General features: G+C 37.3%; 7 protein-coding genes and 3 pseudogenes. 3 read left to right on the forward strand and 7 right to left on the reverse strand.

Translation table 11 applies throughout. The annotated features are described in order from the left end of the window. The 4 genes and pseudogenes from KGF70_RS15850 to KGF70_RS15865 form a co-directional block, all read right to left on the reverse strand. Positions 1-117 (reverse strand): annotated as a pseudogene (locus tag KGF70_RS15850) (IS5/IS1182 family transposase); the annotation flags it as partial. Between the two features lie 46 nt (positions 118-163). Continuing rightward, the gene (locus tag KGF70_RS15855; protein ID WP_099722364.1) at positions 164-868 is read right to left on the reverse strand and encodes an IS3 family transposase; all 705 of its coding nucleotides are present in this window, start codon (positions 866-868) and stop codon (positions 164-166) included. Further along, on the reverse strand, positions 865-1401 hold the full coding sequence (locus tag KGF70_RS15860; RefSeq protein ID WP_087613047.1) for a helix-turn-helix domain-containing protein: 537 nt from the start codon (positions 1399-1401) through the stop codon (positions 865-867). The genes KGF70_RS15855 and KGF70_RS15860 overlap by 4 nt, the downstream gene beginning before the upstream one ends. Before the next feature lie 109 nt (positions 1402-1510). Continuing rightward, positions 1511-2440, reverse strand: a pseudogene (locus KGF70_RS15865) (IS30-like element ISLpl1 family transposase). A gap of 140 nt (positions 2441-2580) precedes the next feature. Between KGF70_RS15865 and KGF70_RS15870 the strand changes: the two are divergent. Beyond that, positions 2581-2774: pseudogene (locus tag KGF70_RS15870) on the forward strand (transposase); the annotation flags it as partial. A 786-nt stretch (positions 2775-3560) separates the two neighbouring features. On the opposite strand, the gene KGF70_RS15875 reads toward KGF70_RS15870, so the two are convergent. Both KGF70_RS15875 and KGF70_RS15880 read right to left on the reverse strand, forming a co-directional pair. Then, the gene (locus KGF70_RS15875) at positions 3561-4136 is read right to left on the reverse strand and encodes a TetR/AcrR family transcriptional regulator (protein WP_216769605.1); all 576 of its coding nucleotides are present in this window, start codon (positions 4134-4136) and stop codon (positions 3561-3563) included. A 163-nt stretch (positions 4137-4299) separates the two neighbouring features. Beyond that, positions 4300-5214, reverse strand: a complete 915-nt coding sequence (locus KGF70_RS15880) for an IS30 family transposase (RefSeq protein WP_216769607.1) — start codon at positions 5212-5214, stop codon at positions 4300-4302. 145 nt (positions 5215-5359) lie between these two features. Between KGF70_RS15880 and KGF70_RS15885 the strand changes: the two genes are divergently transcribed. Both KGF70_RS15885 and KGF70_RS15890 read left to right on the forward strand, forming a co-directional pair. Further along, entirely contained in the window at positions 5360-6220 is an 861-nt protein-coding gene (locus tag KGF70_RS15885) for a hypothetical protein (RefSeq protein ID WP_064578735.1), read from the forward strand. After that, positions 6213-7532: a cupin domain-containing protein gene (locus tag KGF70_RS15890; protein WP_173425725.1), complete on the forward strand. Its 1320-nt coding sequence runs from the start codon at positions 6213-6215 to the stop codon at positions 7530-7532. Before KGF70_RS15885 ends, KGF70_RS15890 begins: the two co-directional genes overlap by 8 nt. A 120-nt stretch (positions 7533-7652) precedes the next feature. Here KGF70_RS15890 and KGF70_RS15895 read toward each other — a convergent pair. Next, positions 7653-8162, reverse strand: a 510-nt coding sequence (locus KGF70_RS15895; protein ID WP_216769606.1) for a transposase, incomplete at its 5' end; no start/stop codon positions are given.

Consider the following 8162-nt stretch of genomic DNA (forward strand, 5'->3'; position numbering starts at 1 on the left):
ACAGAAGACCTCGTAGAGGTCATATTTTCGGGGCCTAGTTTGTTTTCGAAAACTTTCTAGCTCTGGTCGAATCTGTTCAAATTGTTTGCGGGTAATATTGCTTGGATAGTTTTTCATGGCTAAAACTCACTTTTTAATAAAACTATATCAGATTTTTTAGATATTAGACAGGTTCTAAGCAAGTCGCCTTACGGGACATACTCTGAAAGGTATGATGAGTTTTAAGCGTTTTTTGCCACTGCTTATGTTGGTACTGAAATCCTTGATCTGTGTGTACCGTTGTTCGATAAGGAAGCTCAGGTAGTCCATCTAATGCTTCTTTTAGTGGCTTCAACGCAAACTCAAGAGTTGGATGTGCACTAATGTTAAATGCCAAAATTTCACCCGAAAATAAATCCATGATGGGCTCTAAATAGATTCGTTCACTTTGACTCATCTGACCGTATCGAAATTCACTAACGTCGGCGACAAGTTTTTGATATGGTCGATCTGTCTTGAATCGCCGGTGTAACTTGTTTTTGGCGATTCTACCAACAACTCCTTTGTATGAGTTATATTTACGAGTTTGCTTATTAAAGGCCTGACATGTCCAGCCTTGTTCCTTCATAATTCGGAGGACGCGTTTGTGATTAACTTTAAATCCCTGTTCATGCATAACTAACGTTATGCGACGGTAACCGTATTTTTGAGTATACTTGGCATCTGTTTGGCGAATTTCATCAATGGCTTGGATAACCTGGTCATCATCATATTTTCGTCCCTGGCTGTGCTTAGTGTAATAGTACGTGCTACGTGGTATCTTAACGGCTTTGAGGATAAAACTAATCGACGTTTTGAAGACTCGCCTCAGATCATCAATTAAGGTCACGGTTTCGCGTGAGCTGATTTTTCGTGATCTAAGGCATCGAGTTTTTTTAGGAATTCATTCTCGATTCTTAACATCTTATTTTCTTGCTTGAGTTGCTTTAACTCATCTTTATCGTGGCGTGCTTGAATTTGTGCTGTTGTGGGTTTGGTTACTTTTTTATACTTATGCTTAGCCATAGTCTTTGAATCTCCTCTCACTCTATTTAGGCCACTGAGTCCCTTTAAATCAAACTTTCTTTGCCATTGCCAGATAGTACTTGGTGAAGAGAGATTGAAGTGTAGTGCTGTTTCTGAAAGCGAAGCTTGGTGCTGTTGTTTCCAGTTTAATACTTCTATCTTGAACTCACTAGAGTATTCCAAGTTCATAGGTCTCGGTTTTAATCCTGCAATGCCAAAACGATTAAAGCGATGAACCCATAGGAGAATCGTTTCATTGTTGGCAATATGGTATTTTCTGGCCAATTGAATGGAACTAATACCCGTTAAATATTGTGTCACAATAGAAATTCGTAACTCTAAATTAAATTTAGTCATAATAAAACCCCCGAGATTGTTGTCCAATCTCGGGGGTTCACTTCAACCTCGTGATGAGATGAGTGGCTTTTTGGTTGTGCCAATTTTGTAGGATTGGTAGATTGCAAATTTAATCCGAATTTTTGGACAAATTTGTCAGCATAACCTGATACGGTGTTTGCCAGTCGAGTATTTTAAGCGGTCGCTGGTTAATTTGGAGTAACGTCGTCGTTAAATCTTGAGCACTAATGTGCTCAAAACGAGTCCCTTTAGGATAAAAATAACGTCAATTCCGATTAAAGCGTTCATTACTACCACGTTCAGCTGGAGTATAAGCATGGCAGTAATAGGTCTTAATACCATATTGTGATTCAAGTGATACTAGCCCACTAAACTCAGTGCCACGGTCCACAGTAAAGCTGTGCACCGGACCATTAAAAGTGGTTAGGAACTTAGTTAGTGCTTCATTAACAGTCGCTGTCGTCCGATCTTTTAACCGGTATGCCCAAAGGAACCGTGATTTCCGATCGATTAAAGTTAATAAAACTGCCTTACTATGCCCACGAGGACCAACGACTATATCTAGTTCAAAATCGCCGATGCGATTACGTTGATTAATCATCATGGGACGCTGTTCAATTGATCGCCCCAAAGATTGATTATATTTGGATCGTTGGTCAACGTTACGCCGTTGGCGTACGCCATGTTCAGGTAGATCATTCAAGGAGAAACCAATTCTCCCCTGATTTAGCCAATTATAAATAGATTTAGTAGCTAGTTTAAATTCGTGAGCAATCATTCCTGATGACCAGCTTAGACGTAAATGGTTGAGAATTTTTTGCTTTAACTCATCGCTCAGCTTAGTTTTCCGACCACATCGTGATCGCTTGTATTCGGCATCTGTTTGTGCTAATTCAGCCTGATAAGGTTGACATCGAGATAATTCATAAGAAATTGTTGACGGTGATCGGTTCAGCCGAACGCCCATTTGGATATTGGACAGCCCTAGTTCACAAAAGGTTTCGATTTTAATTCGTTCGGAATAGGTTATACTAGACAAAAGATCAGCTCCTAAAAGATGGGTTTGTGGTAAACACCATTTTAAAGGAAGCTGATCTTTTTTGTCCGAACAGCGTTCGGATTAATTTTACAATCTACCATTCAGACGTTAATTTTCGATTTGATGTGGCAAGTAATTTAAACGCAACCGTGCAGGTTGCGAAGTGCAATGAGTTGCATCGATTCGAAGTCATGCCCCAACGTTGAGTAGTAGAACGATCCTTTAGTTGATTATAGAATTGTCGGCGACTTTGGAAAATTGTGAGCGTCAATTAACCACCAATCTGCAAATGGTCGTTTTGGCGTTTTTAGCACTATTACTTAAAAGATTTTAGACATCCTCTTAAAACGAATAGACATCTGTTTTTGGACACCATATCGTAAAAATATGAAACAATGTTCAGGTGATGAGAGCTTATTAAAACACCAACGGCGTAGGATAGAGGATGTATTTTCACAATTATGTTGTTCATTTAATATCGAGCAAAATTCTGCACGATCATACATGGGTTTTCAAACACGTCTAAAACAATGTCTTTTTATTGGTACCTGGTTAAAAATTAACTAGCACCATGCGTATTACGTTATAATTCTAAATCTGATTAACTCTTGATTAAATGCATCTTTATCAATATCGTGAGGAACCCTAGCTATTATACCCATTGTTCAGCACTATACTCATAGTAAAATAATTTGAGGTTAACTAAAATTATACGCCCAGAGGTTTACCATCTACTATCGAGTGGGAATAGGATTGTAATGTAAGATAGAGTTGGAAGCGCGATATATCGGCATTTTGGCAGTGTTAAAACTTGACTAACTCATTAAAAATAACATGTTTGTTTGCCAAAATGTTTGCCATATAAAGAAAACATCCAGTATAACAACTGGGTGTTTTTATTTATGAAAGGTGTAAGGATAAGGTTGAAGGTTCGAATCTTTAGTCAGCACTAGATAGAGTCTAATAGCCTGCTATAACGGCATTTATGGTCGTTATAACAGGCTATTTTACGTTAAAAAACGTTATTTTTCATTTAATACAAGATTTAAAGCATGTTAAGAAGTAGTACATCTTATATTTAGTGAAAGAAAAGTTATTATCTAGATTATTAAGGATTGTTTTAATTAAGAGCATTGTAACCGTTTAAGGTAAAATTGTTAATAAGCTGTACATCATGATACCATTTATTATTTTTTCTAAACTGGTTAGCACGATTAACCGCAAAAGAACCATGGAGAGTGTATAAAAACAATGTTTCTGCGTCTTCCTTGGATAATCCAGTCTTTTCTTGAATTGCAGGAACTACTCGGTTGCGCTCACGGATCATAATTCGCCCGACGATGTATTCTGTCAATTCAGGGTCCAGAAGTAATTTACGATATTTTTCACTTGAACCTACCCTTTGGCAGGCCGGTATCAAAGATTCGTTTTCTTTAAGATAATCAATGCTAAAATTACTGATCTTAAGATAATCTGGTGAGGTCATCTTGCTTGCATCATCAAGAATAGCGTTCAAAACATCATTAATCGATTTAAAATGTAAATAAAAAGTTGAGCGACTTATGTCAGCAACTTTACAAATCTCTTTTATTGATATTTTTAAGTATGGTTTATCCTGGATTAGCTCCAAGAAACTATCTTTAATTACATTGACTGTATATATTGTTCGCCTGTCTATTCGATTTGAATTTTTCATTACTAACTTCACGATCCCTTTACAGATTATTAATTACTATATTTTATTATTGACAATTTCATAACGGTGTCCATAAATGAACAGCCTCGGAAAAATGTTATTCACTTCAAATATATAAGCAATTATAATTAATGGTAGATTGCAAGAAATAACTTGAACGAATTTAGTGACGTAGATTAAGCAAGAAGATCTCGATTGGTGTATGCCAATTAAGACATTTAAGTGGCCGTGAATTCAGATACCAATTGATTTGAACCAGTTGGTAATCACTTAGTTCTTCAATGGCTTGTCCCTTGGGAATAAACCGTCGCAAAACTCGGTTACGGTTCTCATTACTACCGCGTTCATGTGGTGAATAAGCATGGGCAAAATAAACCTGAGTACCTGTTAGCTGTTCAATTGTCTGGTAGTTAGCGAACTCTTTACCATGATACACAGTAAGCGTCTTGAGCTTGTCTTGAAGTTGACTAGCTAGTTCAAGTACGGCTTGAGTCATGGACTGACTGTCGCGACCATGGAGCCGTTTAACAATTGTCAGGCGACTTTTACGCTCCACAAAAGTAGCCACAGCTTGACCTTTACGTTTACCAGAAAGTACGGTATCAGCTTCAAAGTGGCCGAATTCCTGGCGAGTTTCGACTTTATGAGGCCGCTCCTCAATGGAGCGGCCGTGATTGAACGTACCACGCTTTTCTTTAGCATGATGACGACGAATTCCATGATCAGGCAAATCGGGCAACTGTATATCAAGCCATCCTTGATCAATCCAGTTATAGACCGTCTTGTAGGCAATCCCCACCACATGGGCAACTTGTTCAGGGGACCACTTCTGGACTTGAATCTTTTCCTCGATCAAGTGTTTAAGGTTTTTAGTGAGCGAAGACTTCCGCCCCCGTTGACTAACCTTTCGTTCAAAGTCAGTTTGCGCTAGCCCAGCCTGGTACTCACTATTTAGCCGGTGAAGTTCGTTAAAGATGGTGGTCTTACTAAAGTCTAAGTAGTTAGCGATGTATCGCAAGGAACGTCCTTCATTATGAAGCGTTTCAATGACAACACGGTTAAGGTCCTTCTTTCTAATGGATTGTGTGGTAACACCATTAAAGACCTTGATGGGTTTTTCTGTCCACTTAAATGTTCAACTTAAATTTTACAATCTGCCTAATCATATCATTTAACTACATTATGTTCAAAAATGGACATAGTATTCAATAAGGAGGAATAAAATGAATAGACTTGAAAATGTAGTAGCTCGAATTAATGATGCAGATGCAATTTTAATTGGAGCTGGTTCAGGAATGTCAAATGCCGCGGGAATGGATTTTTGGTATGAAGCTAGTCCATTATTTATGAAGTACATGAGTGACTTTTACCAAAAATATCACTTTGAAGGTATTTTTAAAGGATTCTATAACCGTTTTGAATCTCAAGAAGAGCGATGGGCTTATTTATTAAAAATGTTAAAAATGGTTTCAACCATTCCACCTCAAAATAGGGTATATGATTATCTAAAGACAATCATTGACAATAAGCCTTACCATATTATTACAAGCAATCAAGATATGTTGTTCAAAAAATTCTTCCCAGAAGAACATGTCAGTGAAATCCAAGGATCATGGGGATTCTTTCAGAGTAAAAATACATTAACAGATAAAAATTTGTATCCTATCGATGGTTATTTAGATGAATTAATACCTAAAATCGTTGATAATCGTCTTCCAACTGAATTAATTCCTAAAAGTGAAGTTGATGGTACTCCCCTTATCCCATGGGTACGTGGTCCGGAATTTCTTGAAGATAAGAAATACTATGAAGAATACGAAAAAGCAAATCAGTTTCTAGGCAAATACCAGTTAAAGAAGATACTTTTCATTGAAATTGGGGTTGGTCGGATGACACCAATGTTTATACAAGAGCCATTCTGGGAAATGACCAACTACATGCCACAGTCATTCTATATTAATTTCAATCCTCGTGATGTCTTAACAAATCCAGCAATAAAAGATCGTTCACTGTTGATTAATAGTGATACGGCTAGGGCTTTACAAAATATTTCTGAATTAATCAAAGGAGGACAAAATGACTAACACGGTAAAAACAGCTCAACAATGGTTAAGTGATGCTGATGCTCTTTTAGTAACTGCTAGTAACGGTTTTTCAATTTCTGAGGGACTAAACTTATTTGCAAAGGACAGTAAATTGTCAACGGTTCTGGGTGACTTAGTAGAGAAATATAATTTACCAAATTTATTAGGAGCACTTAACTATAATTATCCCAATGAACTTGATAAATGGCGAGTTTATGCACGAATTGCAGAATACTATAATTATAATTACTATCCTGGTGAATTAATGGATAAATTACGACAGGTGATTGGTAACAAGCCTTATTTCATCTGGACATCGAATATCGATCACCATTTTGCGTTAGCTGAATTTGATCATCTTCTCGAAGTGGAAGGAAATTGGCAGACTGGCATCTGCTCTAAACACCCTAAAGAACACCCACTTGTTGATTTGAAGTCAACCCTTCATGAAATTTATAAAAAAGACCAAACTGGTACATTAACAGAAGATGATTTACCAACATGCGCAACTTGTGGAGAGAAACTATCACTTAATATTCCAGGTCCTGTATTTAGTATGGACCAAACACAGGTCAACGGCTTTGAGAACTTTTTAAATAATTATCAAGACAAAAAAATTCTTGTCTTAGAATTAGGAATTGGCCCACAAAATCGAATGATTAAGGCGCCAAGTATGCAATTAGTTGCAGGCAATAAGAGTAGCCGTTATATAACAATTAATAAGGGGCAGTTAAATATCCCTAGTGTTATTGCAGATCGCTCCATTGGTTTCTCATCAACAATTATCGAAGCATTTAATGCTTTAATAAGTGGTAAAGGTGAAGTTGAAACACAGGGGCCTGCTAAGCCGGCACCGCAATTATCTCCAGAAGATCAACAAAGACAAGAAAAAATCTTCAAAAACTTTTATCCATCTTATAGTGTAAATAAGGGTTATCGTCCAGGGGAACTTGTTATGTATACGACAATTGACCATGAACACCCATCACATTTGCATATGGTAAAGTACGGTAAGTCACTAATGTATTCATATGGTGATCCGGTTAATGTGCATTACTTTACTCAAGATGGTCATTATCACTTGGTTAAACTAGGTTTGAATAAGGATAATGATGAAGTTCACGGCTTTTATGTAGAGCCTAATACTTTTATTGCAATGGAAAGTGTGAAGAGAGCAACTGGATTTTCTCAAATTAGTGTCACGTTACCGTCATCATCTTCGAATGAAATTTTGATTCCGAAAAAGGAGCAATTAAAAAAGATGTTTCCACAGCAACAAGCATTAATTGAACGCTTGTCGGCAGACAATTGATTTTATAAATTATAGCCCCCAGATAGTAAGTTTTTGCGTAAGTACCGAATAACAACACGTATTGAAAAAAAGCGTCATGCACGACATCGGTTTTGATGTTACGCATGACGCTTGCTTATTTTAAATATGACATTGAGCCTGGGCCTCTTTTGCCCATGGCAAAAAGCCCTCAAGATCTTTGTTTTCACGATTCGGTAAGTGATCAAACAGATACTTGAAGTATTTATAGATGTTCAAATGATTCATTTTAGCTGTGCCGACTATCGTGTAATATATGGCACTAGCCTGGGCGCCACGAATGCTTTTCGCAAAAAGACTATTTTTACGAATTAACGTTGATGGCCGAATGGCCTGTTCCACTGGATTATTGGTCAATGGAACTTGGCCATTTTCAAAAATCCGATAGACTCGTGACTTTAACGCTAACGCGTTTTGAATGGCATTCTTTAATTTGCCTAGGGGCCACCAGCCCTGACTAATGTAGTCATAAAATGAATCTAATAATAGCCTGATTCTTTTCCTTCGCTCTGCGGCTTTTTCTTCTTGAGTATGATATACTAAGTGCTTTTCCGTATGGAAAACCGACCTTAATAATGATACTGCCTGTTGGGCAATCGAAGATTTGGCAGG

Source organism: Lactiplantibacillus sp. 7.2.4, from assembly GCF_018991185.1.
Classification (GTDB): Bacteria; Bacillota; Bacilli; order Lactobacillales; family Lactobacillaceae; genus Lactiplantibacillus; species Lactiplantibacillus pentosus.